Genomic DNA, 21773 nt, shown 5'->3' on the forward strand with positions numbered 1-21773 from the left:
GCCGGAGTTGGTTGCGGCGATCGACGAGTTCATTCGGCTCAATAACAAGAACCCCAAGCCGTTCGTGTGGACCAAAACCGTCGACGACATTCTGAAGAAGATCAAGCATTGTAAAGCCATGATTGAGACACCACACTAGCATCGGGTTTAGGTAGAGTCAACGCAACGCGTGAGGCAAAGCACGACGTAGCCGCGGATTGACAATCGCTATTCACGTCGCCACGATGACGCCATGCGAACGGTCTCCAATCCTCCAAATCCATTTGACTCGTCTCATCGTGAATTGCTGGAGCCTGCTCCCGCGGCAACTGTGCAGATCTTTCGCGACGCGAGCCGGGAAATCCTGAGTCGCAATGACAGCCCCGATCTTCCCTTTCGCTGGAGCGTCAATCCCTACCGAGGCTGTTTCCATGGTTGCGCCTATTGCTATGCCCGTCCTTCGCACGAGTATTGGGGATTCGGAGCCGGGACCGATTTTGAGTCCAAACTGGTGGTGAAGGAGGATGCGGCAACTCTGTTGCGTCAGGCATTTGAGCGTCCGTCCTGGAAGGGCGAGCTGATCGTATTTTCCGGGAACACCGACTGCTACCAACCGTTGGAAGCCTCGTACGGGCTGACGCGCGCTTGTTTAGAAGTCTGTGCCGACTATCGGAATCCGGTGGGCATCATTACGAAGGGTGCATTGGTGCTCCGTGACCTGGATGTGTTGACGAAGCTGCGTCAGCAATCCTGGATACGGGTTTACTTCAGTATTCCGTTTACCGATGAGGAGGTGGCCAGAAAGATGGAACCCCATGCTCCATCAATCGGCAAACGATTCGAGACGATGAAGGTTCTCTCCGAGGCAGGGATCTCGACCGGCATTTCAATCGCACCGGTGATTCCTGGGCTTAATGATGAAGCGATTCCTGAGCTGCTTGAGCGGGCGCGGGCCGCCGGTGCGTGCACGGCGACGTTCAGTTTGCTGCGGCTCTCCGGTAGCGTGGAGTCCGTTTTTCTGGAGCGAATCAAGGACGCATTCCCGGACCGATTCTCGAAAATCACCAATCGCCTTCGCGAGGTGCGAGGAGGCCGGCTCTCCGAGTCAGCCTTTTTCGATCGCCACCATGGATCGGGAACCTATTGGCAGATGATCGAGCGGTTGTTCGAGGTGGCGAGGCGTCGGGCTGGTTTTGCATGCGATCGGGAGGGTGCGATTCCCGATACGTTCAGGCGACCCGGCGGAGTTCAGACCGCATTGTTTAATGACGAGGAGGAAGGATGAAGCACAATCCCGGGTTTCTGAAGCTGGTGGAGCAAGCCAGGGCGCGCGTCACGGAATGTACGGTGGCGGATGTACAGCGCCGCATCGTTCGCGGCGAGCAGTTTCACTTTATCGATGTACGGGAAGACCATGAGTTTGCGACGGATCATGCCAAGGGGGCTTGTCACCTCGGCAAGGGAATTATCGAGCGTGATATCGAAACGATGATTCCGGAGAAGCAGGGCGATTGTCCTGCATTGCGGCGGCGGCTTCCGTTCGGTACTGGCGGCGGACGCTCTGCAACAGATGGGCTATACGAGCGTGGTATCGATGGATGGGGGAATCAAGGCTTGGAGAGAGGCCGGCTGTCCACTTGAAAGAGGGCAGCCGGCCTAGCCCGAGAACGCTACTTGTTTACGCGATCGAACTCTTTAATCACTTGTTCGGTGAGATCGACGGTGTCTTTGCTGTAGATCACGATTTTCACGGTCTGTTCGCTTCCGCGGTCGACCACAATCGAGAAGCCGCCCTTCTCGGCCACTGTTTGTGTGGCTGAGCCGATGCGCTTCATGTAGTCGTCGACGAGTTCTTTCTGCTTGCCCTGAAGCTCCTGATTGAATTCCTGCGCGCGCTTTTGGTAGTCCTGGATTCTTGTCCGGAACTGCGCTTCTTTGTCTTTCTTCTCGGCCTCGCCCAACTTGGCGAGTTGCTCTTTGAGCTGTTTTTCATAATTCCGCAGTTCTTCTTCGTCCCGGGAGAGCAGTTTCTGTCTCGTGGTGACGTATTCCTTGAGCCCTTCAAGCGCTTTCTTGCCGGCTTTGGATTTCTCAAGGACCGTCTGCGGGTCAACGACTCCCATCTTGAAGGCGTCAGCTGCCTGCACGGTCGTCGAGAGCGGTCCCAGCAGCAGAGAGAAGAGGGCGGTAACGATAATCGTCTGTACGACGGGGATGCGCATATGAACACTCCTTAGGCTAAGCACGACACGGATGTGCGGGTAAGCATCGGTCAGAATAACGAGGCGATGAGAGCCTGTCAAGGCAGTGCGAAGGGGCTAGACGAAATAGCGACTGGTGTCGAATTGATGCTCCGTATTGTCGATCAGTCGCACGATGCTGTGACGATAGTCGCCGGATGCATCTTTGCTGGTGAGGTCCAGCTCCGGGCCGCTATCCATCAGGTTGCCTTCGGGATCGGCAATGACTTTCACCAGCGGTCGTTCGGCATCGGCTCGCTCGACTGCAGGTTTGAGGACGACGGCCAGCTCGTCGGTATTCAGCATGACGAGGCTGCCGATGGGGACGATACCGACGCAGTTGACGAATAGCTTCAAGAGCGTTGCGTCAAAACTTTTCCCCGACTTGCCGAACATGATGTTCAGCACCTTGGAGGGCGACATCGGTTCGCGCCGGTACACGCGTGAGGAGGTCATGGCGTCATAACAGTCGGCAATCATCAGGATGCGACCGGTGAGCGACAGTTTCCAGGGCGTCTTCAACTTCGGATAGCCGGAGTAATCGAGGTTCATGTGATGCTCGAATGAGGCGGCGGCCATGCGGGCGGGGAGATTGGTAATTCCACGCAACTCCGCGAGGCTCAGGACGCCTTCGGTCGGATGATTCCGCATCGCGACCCACTCTTCGTCGGAAAACTCGCCGGGCTTATTCAGCACCTCAAGGGGAATCGTCGATTTGCCCATGTCGTGAAACAGCGCAGCTAATCCGAGATCCGCCAGCGCGACCTTGGGATAGCCGGTACGGTTGGCCAAGGCAATCGAGAGCAAGGAGACGTTGACCGAGTGGTTGTGCGTGTATTGATCGTGGCATCGCAGGGTGGTCAATCCCAAGAGGGTGGCCTCGTCCTGCATCATCAAGTCCACGATGTTCTGGATGGCTCGCTTCGCCTGCTTGAAGTTGACCGTGCCGCCGTCCCGCACAGACTTCTCGAGCCCCCCGACGGCGCTGGCGGCTTTGGCGTAGGCATTCTTGGACTGGATCTTTTGTTGAACTTTCGGGTCCGTGGTAGTCTCGCCGGGTTTCCCCGAACCGGATCCGGTATTGAGATCCTCGTGGAGCTCCAGCTCGCGAGGATCCTCCAAGTCGATGCCGTTGACTTCGCGCGCTTTCAGCTCTTGCCGGAAGTCGTCCACGGATTTTGTGGTGGGATCCAGACTGACGAAGAGATAGGCGAATTCCCGAAGGTCCTTCGATGCCACGGCGGAACCAAATGTCAGGCCGCCGATTTTCCACCTGTTCAGTGAATCGATGATGCTGCCGATGACGGCCATCTGTTGGGCGTTGACCTTCAGATGACTTTCGCCGAGGAACAGGAAGTCGTTTTGCAACCGAAGGGTGACCGGCTGGTCGTGGGCCAGCGTTTGTATCAGCGTGAGCATGGTCTCAACGGGCTTGTCCAGCGCGGCGTTGGTCCGGCCATGAATCTTTGAGGTCTTGATGAGCGTGTTGAGTTGCGTAATCAGCTGGAAGCCCAGCATGACGAGTTGCTGGTCGAGAATGTCGCCGGCCTCGGATCCGTGGCCGATTTTCTGCGACAGAGATTTTTCGTGGGTCAGCAGCGGCTGCGTCTGGTCGTCCTTGGCGGCGGGCTGAACGAGCTTGAAGTCACTCACGGGGCGTCCTCATGTAGCGTGGGTTGAGGCGTGCTTGCCTTGGACTGCTTATGCAGTTGCGAGATCGCCATGGTGCAGGCCTGGCGAACTGCGGTGCTTCCTTTTTTCTTCCCGAGTTCTAAGGTGGCGATTGCGGCGGGGGTGGCCAGTTTCCCGAGGGCTTCGGCGGCCAGCACGGCACATTCCTCTTTTTTCTTCCTGTTGGTCCAGGCCCATTCGGTGAAGAGACCCTGCCAATAGGGAATGGCTTCATCTCCGCAGGTGGCGCGGATCGCTTGATACAGTCCGCGCTTTTCGCTCAACGGGCGTTCCAGAAATGTGTCGTCGGAGAGGATCGGGGTCCACTGGGGAAACGGAGCGGTATATTGTCCGGTGGCCAACAACTTCAATGCGGCGATACGAACAGTATCCTCGGCATCGGACAGGCAGAGGATGAGTCTGGCGCCGTTGCCGTTAGGCCTGAGCAGACCGAATACCCGGATCGCTTCCTTGCGGACCTGCGCATCCGGATACCGCACGAGTTTTTCAACCGCTTCGGTGAAGATCGGATTGCTCCACTTGGCGACGATGGCCAGAAGATTTCTGACATAGACCGGTCGTCGATCAGTGAGGCCTCGAATCAACGGTTCAGGGTGGTCTTTGGCTAAGGCGTGGAGCGTTTCTGCCACAATCGCCTGATGGGCGGCGTGCTCAAGGTTTGCCATCAGTGAGCAGAGGAGGGATACGGCGTCAGAGCCCATCAGAAGGAGCACGGTCGAGAGTCCTTCGGTGTTGGGGTTCGGCGTCCGATTCAGGTACGACTCGATGGCCTTGATGTGTTCCGGTTTGCCCAGGCCGGTCAGAAGGGTGGCCAGCTGTTGCTTATGGGCTTCGGCGATATCCGGACGGACTGCCTCGGTTTCGTGGAGGATGCTGAGGACGGACTCAAGCACGGCCCATTTCCCTGCTTGAAAGAGAGCCGTGATGACGTGGCCCCACAGGGAGAAAAGTTTGGTCAGCAGGGCCGGAGATTGTTCCGACGCCAGAATCGCGGTGAGCACGTCAAGAATGTACGTCGTACTGTCCTGCTGGCTCTCCTCTTCGATTTCTTTCGCGAGCGCGGCAAGCTCTTCCTCTGTCACTTCGTATCCCACCAGTCCGGATTGAAACCGCGTGGCTTGACGGCTGCCTTCTCCCGATCCCGGTCGTTCGCCGGCGGCCGCGCTTCCATCAGTGGTGCCAATTCCGGTTCCCGTTCCGTTTCCAATTCCGGTTCCGGTGCTCTGCGATTTTCTTGAGCGCTCGCGGTCAAGCAACTCGCGGAGCGTGCTGTCCGATGAGGACATCCCGGTGTCGAGCTTCAGGAAGGCGTCCGATCCTCCTGACGCTTTTGCGATTTCTTCCGCCGTGACCAGAGTCAGAGCGGCCATGTTCTTTTGCCAGAGGCGGGTGACAATGTCGTCGTCGTTCTCTTTATCCTGGCTTGCCCAGAGGGCATCGAGAAAGAAAGACAGGTCTTCCTGCGTCAATCCTTGATGGAGTACGAGTTCGCGGATACCGTCGGCGTAGAGCTTGAAGGCGAGATTCTCGCTACCACCCTCTTTTTCGGCCTGGTAGACGACCTCGTCTTTGCAGAGCAACTCCGAACGGGTGACGAGGAAGGTAAGCTTGGCGTAGGTGCCGAGATGACTGGAAAGCTCTTCGAAGAGCTGCTGGGAAAATTTCAGCGCTACCGGATTGGTCGCTCCGTAGGTGCGATTGGATTTGGCGGTCTTATCGAGAAGCTTTAAGACGCGCTTGACCGAGGCGACCTCAGGATCTTCCGTTCCCTTAGCCGCGACCGCGGCTGCCATCATCTCTTGTGCGGCCTTGAGATCAGACATAGTGATACACCTATCGGGAGGTCGAAAATTCGTCAAGGAAATCAGTATTCTCGACTAGCTGAACTCACGAAGGATTGCGCGAGTGCCATGGCTTGTCAGACCTGTAGGCGGTCAGTACAATCGCTCCACTATGACCTCAATGCCGCCTGTTCGGATCATCTGCTTCGGTGACAGCCTGACCGCGGGGTTCCAATCTCCCACAAGAGAAAACCCTCAAGGCGGCTCCACGCCCTATGGAGAAACACTCCAAGAGAGACTCGGATCGGTCGGGCAGGTTTCTATCAGCGGGATCTGCGGCGAACTCACGGGAGAAATGGTCATGCGATTCCGGAAGGATGTCCTGGCGCACGCGCCTCACTATGTCGTGATCCTGGGTGGAACCAACGATTTAGGGTGGAACGGACCGGCGCATGACATTATGCGCAATCTGGTGAAGATGTACGAGCAGACGCTGGCCGCCGGAGGAATGCCGGTGCCCGTAACGGTTCCGTCCTTGAGAGTGGAAGATGCCGGCGGCAGTCGGGAAGGGATAGACTGGGTCGCCGGTCATTTAGAGCGGCGGTATGAGCTGAATGGGCTGATTCTCGACTATGGTCGAACGAAGAGTCTCACGGCCATCGATCTCTTCACCGCCACAGCTGAGCCTGAGACGAATCTGTTAGCCCGTGAATATTCTAACGACGGATTGCACCTCACCACCGCCGGCTATCGCCTTTTTGCCGACCTGGTGTATCAGCAAGTCCTCCAACCTGCCTTGTCAAAGTCCTCGTAGCTCCAATGCCCTCACCCCTCCAACCGGTCACTGACGCAGATTTCGATCGGGTGGTCGAACGCGCCATGGTTCCGGTACTCGTCGAGTTCTGGAAGCCGGGCTGCGGCCATTGCAAAAGCTTGATGAAAGAACTGGAGCAATTGCAGAACGAGCTCGGGGAGAAACTCCTGGTCCTGACCATGAATGTCGACGAGAATTTCCAGATCCCGGCCGAGTTGGAAGTATCAACACTCCCGGCTCTGGCCCTCTATCGCGGTGGATCGTTCGAACGATTCATCGGCGGGCTGGGGAAGAAAGAGGAAATCCTGCGGCAGCTTCAGATAGGTTGAGAAGGGCCTAGAGCGTCCGCCAGGAGCGGCCGTCGTTCTGGACGAGGCGGTCGGCTTCGACCGGTCCCCAGGTGCCGGCTTGGTACTCGGGGAGCCAGCGCTGGCCGGACTGCTGCCAGCCATCGAGGATTTGGGTGATCCAGGCCCAGGAAGCTTCCACGGCGTCGCGGCGCATGAAGCGTGACGCATCCCCGGCCATCACGTCCAAGAGCAATCGCTCGTAGGCTTCCGGCGACGGTCTCCCGAACACTTCTCCATATTTGAAATCCATTTCGACCGGGTGGGTTTGTGCCCTCGTCCCAGGGACGCGCGAGACAATTCTGAGCGACAGGCCTTCTTCCGGCTGGATGCGCAGGGTCAATACGTTCGGTGCCTGTGGCGATAGCCCGTTGGCGTTGAAGAGAATCTGCGGAATGTCTTTGAACTGCACCGCCACTTCACTCGCGCGGAGCGGTAGGGCTTTGCCGGTGCGCAGGTAAAACGGCACGCCGGACCAGCGCCAGTTTTCGACGAAGCATTTCACCGCCACATAGGTTTCCGTGGTCGAGGTAGGGTTCACGCCTTTCTCCCGACGATAGCCCGGCATCGTCTCGCCGTGGGAGGTCCCTTCGGTGTATTGCGCGCGCGCCGTAAATGCCTCGACATCTTTGCCGGTGATCGGGCGCAGGCAGCGGAGCACTTCCATCTTGGCGTTGCGGACCACATCCGGGTCGAGCGAGTAGGGCGGCTCCATCGCCACCAGGCAGAGCAGTTGGAGGATGTGGTTCTGGACCATGTCGCGCAATGCGCCGGCTTCCTCGTAGTAGCTGGCCCTGGTTCCGACGCCTTCGGCCTCGCTCACCGTGATCTGGACGTGGTCGATGTGCTGGTGGTTCCAGATCGGTTCGAAAATGCTGTTGGCGAACCGCACGACCATCAGATTCTGAACGGTTTCTTTGCCCAAATAGTGATCGATCCGGAAGATCTGCGATTCGTCAAACACGCGTCCGGTGACGGCGTTGATCTCTTGAGCTGACTTCAAATCGCGCCCGACCGGTTTTTCGACAATGATGCGGGCATAGGATGTTTGCCCACCGGTCTTCGTTGCGAGGCCCGATGAGGAGAGCCCTTCGCATACCGGAGTGAAGGAACTGGGAGGGATGCTTAGATAGAAAATGCGGTTGCCCGGCAACTGAAACGTGCGCTCGAGTTCTTCAGCGCGGGCTTTCAGCCTGACATAGGTATTCGGATCGTCGTTCTCTCCGGCCATGTAATAGAGATGGCTGGCAAAGGCCTTCCACGTTTCTTCGATCAACGCCTGGCGGGAATGTTTCACTACGCCGTCCCGCACGGTCGTGCGAAATTCTTCGTCGCTCATCGGTTTTCGTCCGAGACCCAGCACGACGTAGTTCGACGGCAGCAACCCGTCCAGCAGCAGGTTGTAGAGCGCCGGAATCAACCGGCGTTTGGCAAGATCGCCCGATCCGCCGAAGATCACCAATGTCGTCGGCTCAACGGGAACCAAGGTTTCCTGCGCCGGGCTGATTTCTATGCGTTGATTGGATAAGGCCATTTCTTGTTCGCTCGGGTGAAGACCGTCGTTACCGGCGGACGGCATGCCCGCCGAACGCGTTGCGGAGTGCGGCGAGCATTTTTTCCGCGAACGATTGGTCCTGTCTGGATCGGAAGCGCGTGAAGAGGGCCGTGGTGAGCGTGGGAACCGGCACGTCCTTTTCAAGCGCATCCGCGATCATCCAGCGCCCCTCACCCGAATCCTGCACGAAGCCTTTGAGTTTGTCGAGTTTGGGATCGTCCTTCAGTGCGTCGACCGCCAGTTCCAGCAGCCACGAGCGCACCACGCTGCCGTGCATCCAGAGGTCGGCCACGCAGCCCAGGTCCAGGTTGTATTCACTCTTGGACATCAATTCGAATCCTTCGGCATAGCCCTGCATCATGCTGTACTCGATGCCGTTGTGCACCATTTTCACGTAGTGCCCGGCGCCATGTCCGCCCACATGGGCCCAACCGTTTTCGGGGGCCAGTGTCGTGAAGAGCGGGGTGAGCCGTTTCACCGGCGCTTCTTCTCCACCGATCATCAGGCAGTAGCCGACCTTGAGCCCCCAAATCCCGCCGCTGGTGCCGGCGTCAACGTAATGGAGTTGCTTCTTCTTGAGGTCGGCGGCCCGACGAACGTCATCGTGAAACCGGGTGTTTCCGCCATCGACAATCGTGTCGCCCGGTTGAAGCAGAGCGGCGGCGGCTTTCACGGTTTCTTCGGTCGGCGCGCCGGAAGGGACCATGACCCAGACGGTCCGGGGAGCGGCCAGTTTGCCGATCATCTCGGCAAGAGATGACGACGCGATGCAGCCTTGTGCCTCGGCTTGTTTGACCAGGTCTGCCACAAAATCGAAGACGACCACACGGTGGTTGTCCCTCCGCAACCGGGTGACCATGTTCATGCCCATTTTCCCGAGCCCGATAAATCCCAGTTCCATAACGACTCCTTGGCATCCGTGCCGAGAACGGACGTGAGCGGTGAATCGATGCATAACGGGAACGTGGGGGATCCGTTCCCATGTCCTGTAACGGTTCGAATTCGTACAACTGCAGGGGGTCCCGGTCCGCTAGATAGAGGGGCTAATCGATTCGAGCGGGATTCGGGACGTCCTTAAAGAGTAGATCGGCAATTTGCCGCCCAAAGTTGAGTCGTTCCGAAAGATTTGCGGTGAGGAGGAATCGAGCCGCCAGTTCCGCCAGGGCCGGTTCGCGGGAGGACATGAACCGGTGGATATCGACCGGGGCGGTCAGCCAGAAGCCTCGGATCCGGAAGAATGCCATCGTGCATTCTTCAAAAAACAGCGTGAGCAGATAGTGGGCCAGGGCCGGTTTTTCAGTCACGTCCTGAGCCTTGCCCAGTAAGTGGAGGCATTCGGCCTTCAGACGGATTTGCTCGTTCATCGAGGCCGGAGTGGGGCCTTGTCGGAATCGCTGGTTCGCTTTTTCGATCAGCTTGGCGCTGATGCCGTCGTGATCGAAGAGGAGGCGCGCTTTCCGCAGCAGCGAGGGCAGGCGAGTGGAATAGGCCAGTTCGTCTTCGATCAGCTTATGGCCGAAGTAGCGAATGTCCACAAGCCGTTCGCCGGCTCGCAAAATTTCGTGGCCTTCCCGATCCCCTTTCACGAGCGCAATGAGATCGATGTCACTATGGGGGGTGAGGGCGCGCCGCGCCCCGGAGCCCACCATGAGAATACCAACCAGGTCACCTCCCCGGCGGCCGCGGATGTGTGTGAGCGCCATCTCGACGCTGTCATCGAATCCCGGCGGTTCAGGAATGGGCGGCTGCTCAGGCGGTTCAGGGACTTCAAGAAGCTCGGCGTTCAGTTCTTCCCTGGTTGGGACCGGGGTGGAGAGGGGACTGTCCATCATGCTCCAGGGACCTGTTGGATGTGTTGCGGCAATGCGCTGAGCCATTGTTCGAAGGGCTGTTCGGCGTCAACGATGATTTCGAGTTTTCCGTTGTGCAGGCGGCGCACGACACCCGGGGTTTCCGGGGAAAGCGGGATCTCGACCCATTCCCGGTTGAGCCCCAGCGCATCGGTCACTTCGAGAATACGGCTGATCTGTTGGAACGACACCACCTGGAGGGTCATCGCGGCTCCTGTTGATCGATGGGGCGCATTGTATGTGTCGTTGAAAGGAGGTGTCAACGGACGCCGTGGTCAGCGGAGGACTCGGGCAAAGACTTCGGCGGCTTCGTCGATCTGTTTCGTTGAAATATTTAAATGGGTGACGGCGCGAAAGCTGCGGCCTCCGATCGCGTGGATGAGCACGCCGTGGTCCTTGAGTTGGGTCACGAGATCAGCCGGGGCCAGGCGATGGTCGGGGACATCGAAGATCACAATGTTGGTCTCGACATGTTGTGGCGCGATGCGTACGGCCGGAATCTGCTGCAAGGCACGCGCGAGTTTCTTGGCATGATCGTGATCGTGCTTCAGTCGGGCGACATGATGCTCGAGCGCATGAATGCCGGCGGCCGCGAGGATGCCGGACTGGCGCATGGCCCCGCCGTACATGCGGCGGAAGCGGCGGGCGCGTTCGATCAGCGGGATATCGCTGGAGACCAGCAGGGAGCCGGCCGGCGCCCCGAGACCCTTGGAGAGGCAGAAGGACACCGTTTCGAAATGTTGCGCATAGGTGGCGGCCGGCAGGGTCGTCGCGGCGACGGCATTGAACAGTCGGGCGCCGTCGAGATGCATCGGGATTCCGTGCTTCGTCGCGATGGCGCGAATTTTTTCAATGGTCGACAGCGAATAGATGGTGCCGCCGCCGCTGTTGTGCGTGTTTTCGATGCAGATGAGCCCCGTCGGAATGGAGTACGGGTCTGTGGGTCTGATCGCCGCTTCGACCTGTTCAGCCGTCATGATGCCTCGCTCGCCGACGACCCAATGCAACTGGACGCCCGCGAGGGCGCCGGCGGCGCCCTGTTCATACCGCACGATGTGCGACTTGCTCTCGACGATGACTTCCTGTCCCGGCTGAGTGTGCGCACGAATCGCCAACTGGTTGCCCATGGTGCCGGAGGGTACGAACAGCGCGGCGCGTTTGCCGAGCAAGGCGGCGGCCATGTCCTGCAGTCGATTGACCGTCGGGTCTTCCCCATAGACATCGTCCCCCACTTCGGCGCGCGCCATCGCTTTGCGCATGGCATCGGTGGGTTGCGTGACGGTGTCGCTGCGGAGATCGATCATGAGGCCTCCTGAGGCAGGATGCTGAAACAACCTGCCAGCGGCGTTCTCGCATCGCTCAGGTCCTCAACGTACTCCAGAAAGTACGTCTCGGTCCTTCGCTCGCTGCGGTCTTGCTGGACAGTCTGTTTGAGCATCCTGCTGATGAGCGTGTGAGTGGTAGTAGATATCCCGCGCCCATTCTAGCAAATTTTTTCTCTTGCGGGAGAGGAGAGCGGTGGGGCACTGTCTGGAGACGAATCGGAAGGAGACTGTGTCGCAGTTGTCGATCTGGAAATGGGTGAAGGCCGAGCCGGAGGAGCGGGTGCCGCTGCTCTGGTCGTTTGTCTATTTCTTCTGCCTGTTGTGCTGCTACTACATGCTGCGGCCGGTGCGCGATGAGATGGCCATTGAAGGCGGCGTGCGGCATTTGCCCTGGATGATGACCGGGACGTTTCTCACGCTTCTCGTTGCCACGCCTCTGTTTGGATTCTTGTCGGCCCGGTTGCCGCGCGCGCGCCTGCTGTTGTCGGTCTATGGATTTTTCATCAGCCATCTGCTGCTGTTTTTTGCGGCGATGACGGCACAGTGGCATCCGGAGTGGATCGCCCGGGCGTTCTTCGTCTGGCTCTCGGTGTTCAATCTGTTCGTGGTGTCCGTGTTTTGGAGCTTCATGGCCGACGTGTTTGCCCCTGCGCAGGGCGTTCGGTTGTTTGGGGTGATTGCCGCGGGGGGGAGTCTGGGTGCGATCGCAGGCCCATTGGCGACAACGGGCATTACCTACCTATGGCCTATTCCTGTGTTGATGCTGGCGTCGGCGGGAATGCTGGCGCTCTGCGGCGTCTGTATTGCTCGACTGGACCGGTGGGCCGCCGCCCACACACCTCGGGGGAAGATCGAGGGAGACATGCCCTTGGGCGGCAGTATGTGGGCAGGAATTCGTGCGGTCGCGGCTTCTCCCTATCTCTTGGGCATCTGTGCGTATCTCTTCCTCCTCACGATGTCGGCGACGGTGCTGTATATGGAGCAGACTGCTTTGGTGGGGCGTGAGATTCCTACGCCTGAAGCCCGGACTCGTCTGTTTGCCGGGATGGACCTGATCGTGAATGTGCTGACCTTCGTGATGCAGGTGTGGGTGACGAATCGGCTGGTGCTCAGGTACGGGTTGGGAGCGGCGCTGCTGGTGCTTCCGGTTGTGACGGCGGCGGGCTTCGCGGCCATTGTGGTCAGTCCTCTGCTGCCAGTCTTTCTGTCGCTCACGGTGGCGCGGCGGGTGGGGGAATATGCCATTGCCAAGCCGGCCCGTGAAGTGCTCTTTACCGTGTTGAATCGTGAGGACAAGTACAAAGCCAAGAACTTCATCGATACGGCCGTATCGCGAGGGGGCGATGCCTCGACCGGCTGGCTAGTGTCCGGGGTCAAAGCTCTGGGGGCGACGACTGGCATCCTGGCCGGCGTGCTGGTGCCGATGATGCTGCTCTGGGGCTGGATCGGCTGGAGACTGGGTCGGCAGGAAGCTGCGTTGCAGCGCGGAGAGCCAACTGTACGGTAGAGGGTCGTCTTTACTCCCTAAAAAATCGCATGTTATAGTCGCACGCTCGCGCGACGGTTCATTTCTCACGGGGGGTCACATGCCGGAAGTTCCCGTTAAGATGTACATCGATAAGTTGTTGAAAACATGCCGCGATGTGCAGCGTCCCTTGGCGTTGCTCTCGGGCCCCGTGAAGGATCGCGCGCTGCGTGCTATGGCGGACCGGTTGCAAGCGGATGAGGAACAGATTTTTGCGGCGAACGTGCTGGATGTCGATGCCGTGGGCAAGACGCTGCTTGGGGAAGGGTTGCGGGGAGAGCGGGTGAAAGAAGCGGTCACGCGCGTGCGGATGATGCCGGATGATGTGAAGGAGTTGGCCGACCGTCTTCGTCTGATCGCGGATTTGCCCGATCCGGTCGGTGCGGTGACCAAGCGGTGGGAGCGGCCTGACGGGTTGCAAGTAAACCGGGTTCGCGTGCCCATCGGGGTGGTCGGCGTGATTTCAGAAATGAAACCGTTGATTACCGTGGAGTCCTTGGCCCTCTGTCTCAAGTCCGGAAACGTGTGTGTCTTTCGTCCGGCGTTCGAATGGAATCGGACGCATCAGGCCATTGAATCGCGCATGCGTGAAGAGGCGGAGCGCGCAGGGATTCCCTCAGGCGCCTGGTTGTTGGTCGACCGGCCCGAGAAGGAAGTGGCGCTGGAAATCATGCGCGCCGGGAAGAGCGTGGATGCGATCGTGCCTCGTGGCGGGCCTGGCCTTCGCAAAGCCATGCATGAGCAGGCGAAGATGCCGATCCTCTGCTACGACTACGGGATCAGCCATGCCTACGTCGATGCGGACGTGGATATCCCTATCGCGCAGAACGTCGTCATCAATTCAAAGATTCAGCATGCGACCTCCACCAACTCCATTGATACCCTGTTAGTGCAGCAGGGGATGGCGCGGCCGTTCTTGGCGGCGCTCATTCGCCGTCTGCTTGAAGAATATAAGATTCAGGTGATCGGCTGTCCGAAAACCGTGGCGCTCATGGGACAAATGGCGATGACCGGACACGAAGCGGTCACTCCGGCCACCGACGAAGACTGGGACCGGCAGTTCCAGTCGCCGGTCTTGGCGATCAAGATGGTGGCGGGGCTCGATGAGGCGCTGGCGCACATTGCCGACCATGGGCCCTGTCTGACGGCCGTGATTGCCACGTCCGACTATAATTCCGCGATGCGTTTCTCGCGAGAGGTGGATGCGACGGCGGTGATGGTCAACGCCTCGACGCGGCTCAACTCCGGCGACGGGTATGGGATGGGGCCGGACATCGGTCTCAATCTGTCTCGCGTGCAGGCGAAAGGGCCGATCGGCCTCGAACAGCTGACGAACGAGAAGTATGTGGCGTTCGGCGGCGGGCAGTTGCGCTATCCGCATCCGGTGCCGGACACCTATGAAGACGCCATCATGCTGAAGCGCGCGTGAGGATGTTGAAACAGCCCGCCTGCGGCGTTCTCGCGGCGCGCAGGGCTCCACGTACTGCTGTGAGTACGCGTTGCCTCTGCGCTGGCTTCGGCCTTGCTGGACAGCCGTTTTGAGCATCCTGCCGATTTCGTTCTGCTGATCAGGTATGTCGATCGATTCTCCGCAAGCCTCCCTTCATGCTCACCTCGCCCGCTGGGGTCTTCGATCATTCTCGTCCGATGCGGACTACTTCGCCTGGCAGCGAGCGACGCTGTCTGCGGCGGATCTGAATCGGCTCAATGCGCAGGTCGAGCGGAAGCGCAGCGGCGATCGTCAGGACGAAATCGCCTTCTACGATCTGACGGCGGAAGCTCATATTCTTTCCGTCCTCTACAGCCAGCGCTATGAATACTTCATGGAGATCGGCCGCCGTGTGGTGCCTCGAATCGGCGCGGCGGCCACGGTCCTGGATTATGGATGCGGGGTGGGGATTCTCACCACGCTCTATGCAAGGCATTGCCCGGCGACGCAGTTTGTTGGGATCGATCGCTCCTCCAGGTCGATTGCCGTGGCGCAATCGAAAGCCAGTGAATTGGGGCTGAGCAATGTCCGCTTCGAATGCCGTGATGTGGACGTGGAAGCGCTTCGCGGATCGTATGATCGGATCATCGCGACTCATGCGTTGGTTCAAGCTGAGCAAGATCCGGGAATGCCGAGTCGTGACTGGAAGACTTTTGAGCGGGTGCACGATGAACGGCAGCAGGATGCGTTTGAGCAGCGGACCGGCATCGATGCGCGGCTCGATCGGCTCAGCGAGGTACTCAGTCGGGGTGGATGCATGGTCATCTTCGAGAAGACCCGCCAGCTTGCCCGGCGCGTGCCGTTTCAACGGGCACTGGCACGACGGGGCCTGCAATTGATCGAGAACCCTGAGCCGATCCGGTATCGTCTTGTCGAAGAAGTTGCCAACGACGGGCCGTTCTATGTGGTGCAGAAGGAGAGTGCGCGTTCTCTCACATGGAATGAAGCGCCGGAACCGGACGAAGGCTTGCCGTTCAATCGAGCGATGCTTCGATCCGCTCCACAAGATCCGGACATACCGCTGTATGAAAATCATTGGCCGTCGGCGCAGCGGGCCCTGGAATTGCTCGCCGATCGTCTGGTACAGCAGGAAGAGACTCGCCGGGAGTCCGACGGCAGGCAGTTGCATGTCGAACTCGGATCGGCCGAAGGACAGATCTATCTCTATTGTGCCAACACCTTTGACCAACGGCAACTCATCGTGGTTGAGACTGCCCGTAAGGCACTCCTCGATTCCTACTATCAAGAGATTCTTTCTTCGTGAGAGTCCCCGGGTAACGGGTTGCTCGTGTAGTTGGTGCTGAGGTTGCCTGGTGTGAGTGGTCAGGACTAAGAGGCTGCCGGTTCCCTTGGGGTTCGTGTCCTTGCAGGAGCGGAATACCTTGCTTGCTGGGAATTGCGGTCAATGAGACAGACAGGTCTGTTCTATCTCGAGGCAATCGCGGAAGAGACGGGCTGGCTCGTATGCGTCAGCGAATGGAGCGATCAGCTGGTAGGCTTCGAGTTTCCACATTCGGCGATTGCTTCGTAGCAGCGAGTCAGCTATGAGAACCGCGTGGAGTTCTGACGGGAGATCATCCCTTGTCAGCTCTGGCGGTGCTGTCGGCAACGCGGAAGGGGATACCACGTCGAATGTTTTCTGCGTGGTCGCTCCCTTACCATCCTGTACCACGATCTGAATAGTTCCTGGCTGGATTCCCCCGGCAGGCAGCGTCAAGCGCGCGCGAGTATGGTCGCCCACTTCCTGCCTAGCAATGTCCCCTTTCATCTTTCCCCGAATGCGGACCACATAGGGAGCCGTTCCTCCATCCCAGGCGATGAAGAGATCAGCGCGGTTCGGGCTAATGCGGCTCACCCCATCCTCAACCAGCGTCATCGCGAGGGGGGCATCCTTGCCCCGGCTACTCGTGCTGACCGGCACTGAGGAATGGACATATTGCGTGGTCAATCGTTTGCCGACTGCTACAAGGGTTGAACCGAGACGGGTCAGAAATCCCGGCGGGACTTCAATCTCGGGAATTTGAAACGGAGAGGTCGCTGCAGTGATGACCTGAGGGCGTGTGCCGAGCCGCATATGGAGTTCATTGCCGGCGCCGTTCACCGTCACCCGATCACCGGTCTGTAACGGGAGTAAGAGGGCGAGCGCGACGGGTGCCCCGTCTCGCTCAAGATGAATCTCACTGATGGGGCCGACCAGTTGCTCCACATAGCCGACACCCGGGAGGTGTGGCTTCTTAGCTCCGGCAATGTCCACGCCGCTATACGGTGCAACGAGGGCCAAGACCGCTAATCCAAGAAGGCGAAGCCAACTTAACGGCCGTTGATGGGTTGGCCTCATGCCATTATTGGGGTTCATGAATCTCACCATGTCGCCGAATCATAGGTGAAGGGGTAACCTTGAGATCCACAAATTTCTGATAGGCCTGCAGCACAAAGAGCGGGAACACCAGATCGAGCCACCATCCGTACTGAAAAAGCCATAAACTCAACGGGAGCAGAATGGCGTTGATCACAAAGGTTGAAACTTGCGCTCCCCAGGCCTTGGTGAAGAATGAAAAGACCAGGCTGAAGATGGCGATCAATAACAGCAGCCCGATCCACCGTATCCCCCGACTCAGCTCTTGAAATTGCCCGAATTCCAACAGCGCGTTGATTTGATTAATTACCACAAGTGCCCCCGGCATTTCTCCGATAGGGGTGAGATGGAGGTCTCTGCCTGTCTCGTGGCTACTCCCGATCACGACAATGGCGTCGTTGATCCAGTCCTGACTCACGGCCTGATCCGGTGCTGAATCGGTGATCAGTTTCGCCGGAACTCGTGAGAATTGCCCGGCCAGGGCGGTGCCCGGATGAAATTTGTAGAAGATCCGCTGCTCGAGGTCCGACGGCTTGGTACTGAGGACAAGCGGTTTGGCAAGAACCTGGTCCATGAGTATCCACGGACTAATTGACACGGCGACCGGAAAGGCGCCCGGCTTCGATGATGGCCCGCAAGCTGTCCGTGAGGGCGCGAATCGCCTGCGTAATTCCTCCTTAAATGTTGCCGGGGTTGATGAGGCCGGATTCAAGAGCGGGGCCCGTCGGAGGACCCAGGACAAGAGGGCCATCGAAGGGATCGCGTGCGGTTCGTCTTTGAGGCAGGTTGGTTCAAGCAGCCGCCAGTTCCGTACGAGCCCGTCGTCGTCGCGATCACTGAGCGGCGAGCCCCAGTGCAAGACGGACGAGCCTGCAACGATAGACTCAAGAAACTCAGAGGAACGCTCTTCTCGAATCGCGTCTGTCTGTTCGCCATAGGCTTCTCCGGGCGCTGACAGCCCGGATCGCAATCGGGAGCGTATGGTCCTCGCCAGAATGATATGTGTTGGAACGATGGCGGTCGGTTCCTGGGCAGAGGCGAATCGTTCCGAGTAGCGGCGGAGATATGCGGCGAGCGCATCGTCAGGATTGTCGGGCTCTATGCTGGGATGTGGGGTTGATGCGGTCGATATTGTTCGGGGAGCATATTTGGTGAGTTCAATGTCAACCACCAGGAGTTTGGCCTGGGATTCCAGGGCAAATTGAATGAGTCGGAGGAGTTTTTCACGGGGGACAAAGAGAGGGTCATTCCAGGCCCGATACGTGGGCTCGTCGATGTCGATGAAGACGAATCGATCATCTCGCGGGTGGGCTGTGTCGAGTCGATCCTCCCAGAACTTGATCGCCCAATCGGTTGCAGCAGTTTCGGCGCCTGCGAGTCCCGGTACGTAGGGGCGGGCGACATGCAGGATGAGTGCGGCGATGATGCCGATGCCGAGACTCTTGAGGAGGTGCTGGAGAAACGGGGCCAGCATGTTCCATCCTCGGCGAAGATAGGCGAGTGCGGCGCGCGCAAGAGATGTGGTAGCCTTGTTTGCCATAATGCGAAGGTCGGTCCCGTTCCAATCCGACCGGTGACGGCTAGTCTAGCAGACTGGCTATCGGACAAGGTACTAGGGGATCGTGCATCGGATGCGTAACCGGCCGACCGTGGGCGATGGGGATGGTGATTTCCATGGAGCCGTGATGAAGCGGTTTGTGGCAGTTCTTCTGGCAGCCACGACGTTCTGTATTGTGGCTATCTCAATCCAGCGTGAGGATGCCTGGGGAGCGGACGGCGGCGCCCGCCGAGCCCTTCTGGTGGGGATTGACCGCTACGCGCAGCCCGGTTCATCCGCAACAGGATCATCGATTCCTCCTTCCGGACGGCGTCATTGGACGAATCTCAAAGGGGCCGTCAATGATGTGCGTGCGCTTCGCGAGGTGTTGATCCATCGTCTTGGCTTTGAGCCGCAGAATGTGATTGTTCTCGCGAACGAAGAGGCCACGAGGCAGGCGATTCTTTCAACGTTCCAGCGACATCTGATCGATTCCGCCAAGCAGGGCGATCAGAGTATTTTCTTCTATGCCGGGCACGGGTCTCGCGTTCGAAACTCCCGCTCAACAGAACTGGACGGCAAAGATGAGACGGTCGTTCCTGCTGACGCCAATGTCGGCGCCGGGAACCGTGCGTTTGTCGAAATCCGGGACAAGGAGTGGGGCCGTCTTTTTTCCCAGGTGTTGGATAAGGGGGCCTGGCTGACCGCTCTCTTCGATAGTTGCCACAGCGGGTCCATTTCAAGAAGCGCGGCCCCAATCTCCTCCACCGCGCGCTTTCTCGAGGAAGACGATCGGGACATCGCTGCGTTTTTACCCCCCGATCAGGTCGCCCATGCCCCAGGGTTGGAACCGGAGAAGCGGGAGGGGGCATTGATCATTTCTGCTGCCCAGGAGGATCAACAGGCTAAGGAGACGCTTCAGATTACGGGTTCGGTTCGGGAATGGCACGGCGCATTTTCACTGGCACTCATTCAATCGCTGAACGAAATGTCGCCCCGGGTGTCGGCGGATCGGCTGTTTGACCGGGTAACGGCGCGTCTCATGGCGGAAGGGCATCAGCAGGAGCCGTCCATTGCCGGCATGGCCTCACGCCGCCATGCCCCCATATTCGGGGGGACTGCCGGCCCAATGTCGACGGGGATTCGTCTCAATCTCATCCAAGCCTATGCGGCCGACGATGTGGAGCTTCAGGGGGGAGTTGCGATTGGGTTGACTCCGGATACGGAGGTTGAACGGATTGCCAAGATCCCAGGAAAGCCACCGGTGCGGCTTCGGGTCACTGACGTCCGGAGTCTGACGAAGAGCCGTGCCCGGGTCGTGACTGGAAACTGGCAGGATCTCAAGCCCGGCGATGAATTTGAGGTCGTTCGGCGTGGGGTCCAATCCGTCTCGGCGTTGCCTGTTTGGGTGCCGCCATCTGTGGCGGACCATCGTCGGGTGAGGGGGCTCGCCAGGGAGGTGGCGAGTCTTGCCGCTCGTCACGGTGTGAGGATGGTTGAAGATCCGACAGTCTCAAATTCAGGCCAAATTCTCTCGTGGAATGGAAAGGAATGGGTGCTCTGGTCTCAGGCGGGTGCTCCCCGATCCTTGGGAAAGTCCCCAAGCGCGCTGGAGGTTTTTTCTCATATGCGGTCGAGTTCATCCGGGGAGGCATTGTTCATCAGTGTTCCCCCCACTCGTGATGTCGCTCGGGCGCTTGATGTTCGAGGGTTGTCCTCCCGCGGGGTGACGGTTGTCGCCAACCCGGATGAAGCGTTGTACACGCTCGTCGGACGGATGGTCGGTTCGCAGGTGGAATACGCGTGGGTGTTGACGCGATTGTCCCAGTCGACCAACGGTCGGTCCGCCAGGTCCGGGTTGCCCCTGCCTGAGCGGACGATTTGGAGCGGCACCCCGCCCGGATCCGGAGCGTGCGAGTCGGGAGATCTCCGGAATTGCCTCGCGAGGCTTGCCAAGCTCCATTATTGGCTGACGATCAGCGGAACCCAGGGCGAGAGCCGGTATCCGTATCGACTGGCTTTCAAGCGAGTGACCGACCATTCCGTGATCGATCGTGGTGAACTGGTTGAAGGCACCTATCAAATGGTGTTAGGGGCCGACACGAAGCAGATTGAGGCGATTCAGGAGGGGTGGGGACTTCAAGCGAGATATGTGTATGTGTTTGTCATCGATCGTGAAGGGAGCACTACGCAACTATTTCCTACTTCTGCCAGCCTGGAACGGTCAAACGTCCTTCCCTCTCCGGAAGAGTTAAACCGATCGGCTGGTGCTCTCTCGGAAGTGTCGCTTGGCGAAGCCGGCCTCATCTCTATTCATCCGCCCTACGGAGTAGACACGTACCTGTTGATCACGTCTGCCAGACCTATTCCCTATCTGTCCGAGCTGGTTGAATCGGGGCCGGTGGTGAGCCCATCGCATCCCTTACGTGGAGAGATGGACTGGTCGATTGACCGGCTGTTTCTCAGGAGTTCGCCGGCAGGAGCCCCGCACGGTTCTTGACTGCTAGCTATCAATAAAATAGGGCGTAGGGCTATTCGGCCAGAATGCCCGATACTTGACGAGACCCCTATTCCCTTTGTACCATCGCCGCGGCATTTAAGGAGAAAGTCCCCCGTATGACGCAGAAATCAACCATTCACCCGGTTTGGCTGGGTGCCATTCTCCTGGCGTGTCTCGGGGCGAATGGGTGTCCCACCCAAGTCGGGTGCGGAGTGTCCGGCTCGATGCCTGGAGGTCCTGGTGGATTCGGTGCCCAGGCCTGGAATTGCCAGGTGGGGATGCAGTTCGCCAAGGGGGCGTCTATTGCCACACCGCAACAGGCGCGGGCAGATTTGCTTGCGAAGAAAGATGGCGCAGCGATCCAAGTCGCCGCTCTTAAGGAGAAATCTTTGCAAGGTGGAGACCAGGCGTTTGGATTCGGCGGGAAGGATTCCAAGGATCGTGATTCCAATGTGGCGCAGGCTAATCAAGACTTGCAACGCGCCGTTCTTGATGTGGAAAAGATCGATGCCCAAATCACTTCCGTCGATACGCTGCAGCCGCCGTCAGGAACAACCGTCTTGTCAGACGGAACATGGACGCTCCGTGACGGCCAGGCGTTCTTTGAGGCGCAGGCGCCCTATGATCCCACGAAGAAATTCGTGATCCCCTATGTTGTCCGGTCTGAGATAGGAGAGGTCCTCGCGATGGGGTATCTCCCTGTCGAATCTGTTCGAGTGGCTCCCGGTCCATAGTTGCAGTTCGTGTCCGCACCGTGTCTGTCTGGGCCACATGATCACGCCA

The 21773-nt window shown here is 58.8% G+C and carries 19 protein-coding genes; 9 read left to right on the forward strand and 10 right to left on the reverse strand.

Going from position 1 to position 21773, the window contains the following annotated elements; genetic code table 11:
• Positions 1–232: 232 nt before the first annotated feature.
• Positions 233–1264 carry a PA0069 family radical SAM protein gene (locus Q7U39_06580; protein ID MDO9117602.1) on the forward strand — a complete coding sequence of 344 codons (1032 nt, stop codon included), beginning with the start codon at positions 233–235 and terminating at the stop codon, positions 1262–1264.
• Complete coding sequence (locus Q7U39_06585; GenBank protein ID MDO9117603.1) at positions 1261–1620, forward strand: hypothetical protein; 360 nt, start codon at positions 1261–1263, stop codon at positions 1618–1620. Before Q7U39_06580 ends, Q7U39_06585 begins: the two co-directional genes overlap by 4 nt.
• 29 nt (positions 1621–1649) lie before the next feature.
• On the opposite strand, the gene Q7U39_06590 is transcribed toward Q7U39_06585, so the two are convergent.
• From Q7U39_06590 to Q7U39_06600, 3 genes are all read right to left on the reverse strand, one after another.
• Positions 1650–2201: an OmpH family outer membrane protein gene (locus Q7U39_06590; GenBank protein ID MDO9117604.1), complete on the reverse strand. Its 552-nt coding sequence runs from the start codon at positions 2199–2201 to the stop codon at positions 1650–1652.
• 96 nt (positions 2202–2297) lie between these two features.
• Positions 2298–3872: an HD domain-containing protein gene (locus Q7U39_06595; protein ID MDO9117605.1), complete on the reverse strand. Its 1575-nt coding sequence runs from the start codon at positions 3870–3872 to the stop codon at positions 2298–2300.
• Complete coding sequence (locus Q7U39_06600) at positions 3869–5734, reverse strand: hypothetical protein (protein ID MDO9117606.1); 1866 nt, start codon at positions 5732–5734, stop codon at positions 3869–3871. The genes Q7U39_06595 and Q7U39_06600 overlap by 4 nt, the downstream gene beginning before the upstream one ends.
• 139 nt (positions 5735–5873) lie before the next feature.
• Here Q7U39_06600 and Q7U39_06605 point away from each other — a divergent pair, with 139 nt between their 5' ends.
• The gene (locus Q7U39_06605) at positions 5874–6506 is read left to right on the forward strand and encodes a GDSL-type esterase/lipase family protein (protein MDO9117607.1); all 633 of its coding nucleotides are present in this window, start codon (positions 5874–5876) and stop codon (positions 6504–6506) included.
• 5 nt (positions 6507–6511) lie between these two features.
• Positions 6512–6835 (forward strand): thioredoxin domain-containing protein, encoded by a 324-nt coding sequence (locus tag Q7U39_06610; protein MDO9117608.1) that lies wholly within the window; start codon positions 6512–6514, stop codon positions 6833–6835.
• Positions 6836–6842: 7 nt separating this feature from the next.
• On the opposite strand, the gene zwf is transcribed toward Q7U39_06610, so the two are convergent.
• The 5 genes from zwf to Q7U39_06635 all read right to left on the reverse strand — a co-directional run bounded on the left by zwf (position 6843) and on the right by Q7U39_06635 (position 11562).
• Complete coding sequence (gene zwf / locus Q7U39_06615; protein MDO9117609.1) at positions 6843–8387, reverse strand: glucose-6-phosphate dehydrogenase; 1545 nt, start codon at positions 8385–8387, stop codon at positions 6843–6845.
• Between the two features lie 28 nt (positions 8388–8415).
• Entirely contained in the window at positions 8416–9309 is an 894-nt protein-coding gene (gene gnd, locus Q7U39_06620) for a decarboxylating 6-phosphogluconate dehydrogenase (protein MDO9117610.1), read from the reverse strand.
• 142 nt (positions 9310–9451) lie between these two features.
• Positions 9452–10240, reverse strand: coding sequence for a hypothetical protein (locus Q7U39_06625; GenBank protein MDO9117611.1), 789 nt, complete (start codon positions 10238–10240; stop codon positions 9452–9454).
• Positions 10237–10464: a hypothetical protein gene (locus Q7U39_06630; protein ID MDO9117612.1), complete on the reverse strand. Its 228-nt coding sequence runs from the start codon at positions 10462–10464 to the stop codon at positions 10237–10239. Before Q7U39_06630 ends, Q7U39_06625 begins: the two co-directional genes overlap by 4 nt.
• Before the next feature lie 69 nt (positions 10465–10533).
• Positions 10534–11562 (reverse strand): GntG family PLP-dependent aldolase, encoded by a 1029-nt coding sequence (locus Q7U39_06635; protein ID MDO9117613.1) that lies wholly within the window; start codon positions 11560–11562, stop codon positions 10534–10536.
• Positions 11563–11776: 214 nt separating this feature from the next.
• Here Q7U39_06635 and Q7U39_06640 point away from each other — a divergent pair, with 214 nt between their 5' ends.
• The 3 genes from Q7U39_06640 to Q7U39_06650 all read left to right on the forward strand — a co-directional run bounded on the left by Q7U39_06640 (position 11777) and on the right by Q7U39_06650 (position 15861).
• Positions 11777–13090 (forward strand): hypothetical protein, encoded by a 1314-nt coding sequence (locus Q7U39_06640; GenBank protein ID MDO9117614.1) that lies wholly within the window; start codon positions 11777–11779, stop codon positions 13088–13090.
• A gap of 79 nt (positions 13091–13169) precedes the next feature.
• Positions 13170–14537, forward strand: a complete 1368-nt coding sequence (locus Q7U39_06645) for a glutamate-5-semialdehyde dehydrogenase (protein ID MDO9117615.1) — start codon at positions 13170–13172, stop codon at positions 14535–14537.
• Positions 14538–14682: 145 nt separating this feature from the next.
• Positions 14683–15861: a methyltransferase domain-containing protein gene (locus Q7U39_06650; GenBank protein ID MDO9117616.1), complete on the forward strand. Its 1179-nt coding sequence runs from the start codon at positions 14683–14685 to the stop codon at positions 15859–15861.
• Positions 15862–15999: 138 nt separating this feature from the next.
• On the opposite strand, the gene Q7U39_06655 is transcribed toward Q7U39_06650, so the two are convergent.
• Complete coding sequence (locus Q7U39_06655) at positions 16000–16953, reverse strand: hypothetical protein (protein ID MDO9117617.1); 954 nt, start codon at positions 16951–16953, stop codon at positions 16000–16002.
• Positions 16940–18493 (reverse strand): CHASE2 domain-containing protein, encoded by a 1554-nt coding sequence (locus tag Q7U39_06660; protein MDO9117618.1) that lies wholly within the window; start codon positions 18491–18493, stop codon positions 16940–16942. The genes Q7U39_06655 and Q7U39_06660 overlap by 14 nt, the downstream gene beginning before the upstream one ends.
• Positions 18494–18638: 145 nt before the next feature.
• On the opposite strand from Q7U39_06660, the gene Q7U39_06665 reads away from it, so the two are divergent.
• Positions 18639–20990 (forward strand): caspase family protein, encoded by a 2352-nt coding sequence (locus Q7U39_06665; GenBank protein MDO9117619.1) that lies wholly within the window; start codon positions 18639–18641, stop codon positions 20988–20990.
• A 116-nt stretch (positions 20991–21106) separates the two neighbouring features.
• Complete coding sequence (locus tag Q7U39_06670; protein ID MDO9117620.1) at positions 21107–21724, forward strand: hypothetical protein; 618 nt, start codon at positions 21107–21109, stop codon at positions 21722–21724.
• Positions 21725–21773 lie beyond the last annotated feature (49 nt).

Origin of the sequence: Nitrospira sp. (genome assembly GCA_030653545.1) — a bacterium.
In the GTDB taxonomy this organism is placed as follows: Bacteria; Nitrospirota; Nitrospiria; order Nitrospirales; family Nitrospiraceae; genus Nitrospira_D.